At 57.2% G+C, this 1,898-nt stretch carries 2 protein-coding genes; both read right to left on the bottom strand.

The window, feature by feature from the left end:
- Positions 1-169: 169 nt before the first annotated feature.
- On the bottom strand, positions 170-1,666 hold the full coding sequence (locus EJP87_RS15795) for a protein adenylyltransferase SelO (RefSeq protein ID WP_130472811.1): 1,497 nt from the start codon (positions 1,664-1,666) through the stop codon (positions 170-172).
- Positions 1,667-1,671: 5 nt separating this feature from the next.
- Positions 1,672-1,898 (bottom strand): peptide-methionine (R)-S-oxide reductase (locus tag EJP87_RS15800; protein ID WP_130472812.1); only part of this gene is annotated, 227 nt, incomplete at its 5' end.

Here is a 1,898-nt window from a genome sequence, read left to right on the forward strand (position 1 = left end):
TGAAAGGCGCGCCAAGGGCAAAAGATTAAAAACAAAATCCCAGGGATTCCATCCCTGGACCCGGCCAGGGAGGTGCCCTCCCTGGACCCGCAGTCGTGTTGGGTGGTGAACAGTTACCTAAAACGCATGCAGGCCGCAAAGACTGGGCTAGCACGGCGCATGGCCACTCTCAGGTGCCACAAAAGGTCTGATAATCACCCCAAGAGGCAGGTGGGGGGGCACTATAACGCGCCATTCCCTCCTGCTCTTGAAAAGGGTTGCGCAGCACACGGAACAGTTGCTGGAAAGGCTGCCAAGCACCTGCCACAGCAGCCGACAACGCCTCCTCTACCAAATAATTGCGCGGAATATAGAGAGGGTTTATCCCGTTGAGTGCGGCAACCCGCTCGGCATCGCTTCGTCTATCCTCTCTGAGGCGAACCAGCCACTCCGCAAACCACTGGCGCGCCTCTTGCGGATCGGTAAAGGCTGCGCACCACTCCGCCACTCCTCTCTCGCCTGCCGCAAGCGCATCTGCCAATCGGCGAAAGGTTAAGGTATAATCGGCCTTGCCCCGATACATGATTGCCAACAGCTCCTCAATCAACGCACCATCTCCAGCCTCTTTGCCAGGCAAGGCCAATTTGTCACGCATCCCCTGCATCCAATACTCCTGCAACAGCTCGGGAAAGGTGGTCAGGATTGTCTGAGCCCGCTGGCGCCCTTGCCCGGGCAGCTCTGCCTCGATCACAGGCAAAAGCGCCTCTGCCAAACGCCGCAGATTCCAGGTTGCCATTGCCGGTTGATTGCCATAGGCATAGCGCCCCCAATGGTCAATGGAACTGAACACGGTTGCCGGATCATAGAGATCCATAAAGGCACAGGGGCCGTAGTCGATGGTCTCACCCGAGAGGGTCATATTGTCTGTATTCATCACCCCATGGATAAAACCCACCTGCAGCCATTGGGCGAGCAGGCGTGCCTGCCGGTCGCTCACCACCTGCAAAAGATCCAAACAGGGTGTCGTGGTCGCACACCACTCCGGATAGTGGCGGTTGAGGGTATATTCTGCCAACATCCGCACCCCGGACCAATCCTGCCGCGCCGCAAAATATTGTATTGTGCCCACCCGCAGATGACTGGCCGCCACACGGGTCAAAACCGCTCCGGCTAACGGCTGTTCGCGCATCACCCACTCACCAGTCGCCACCACCGCCAATGAACGACTGCTCGGAATCCCCAAAGCGTGCATCGCCTCGGAAACCAGATATTCGCGCAACATCGGGGCCAAACAGGCGCGCCCATCACCACGTCGGGAGTAGGGTGTACGACCACTTCCTTTCAACTGCAGATCATAGCGTTTGCCTTGCCGATCCACCACCTCACCGAGCAGATGGGCCCGCCCATCCCCCAACTGCGGCACAAACTGGCCAAACTGATCTCCTGCATAGGCCAAAGCAATTGGTGAGGCATCACCAGGCAAACGGTTTCCCGAAAACCACTGCGCAGCTCTCTGCCGCAACATCTCCCTGTCCCAGGAAAAAGCCTCTACCAGCTCCTCATTGAGCAGCAACAACTGTGGTTGCGCGACCGGTTCGGGAGACAAGCGGCTATAGAAATGTTCTGGCAGGCTCTGGTAGCTATGCTCAAAGCCCAAAGGGGGTTCCGAAGAGGCGTGCTCAGCCATCCTTATTATCCCTCTGCCGGGATAAAATGCAGTGCCAAACCGTTATTGCAATAACGCATGCCAGTCGGTTGTGGTCCATCGGGAAAAAGATGTCCTTGATGACCGCCACAGCGCGCACAATGGTATTCGGTACGCGGCATCAACAGATGGTAATCGGTTTTGGTGTCCACGCTCCCCTCGATGACCGCAAAAAAACTGGGCCAACCGCTACCGCTTTCATATTTCATCGCCG

This window comes from Candidatus Magnetaquicoccus inordinatus, from assembly GCF_004217665.1.
In the GTDB taxonomy this organism is placed as follows: domain Bacteria; phylum Pseudomonadota; class Magnetococcia; order Magnetococcales; family Magnetaquicoccaceae; genus Magnetaquicoccus; species Magnetaquicoccus inordinatus.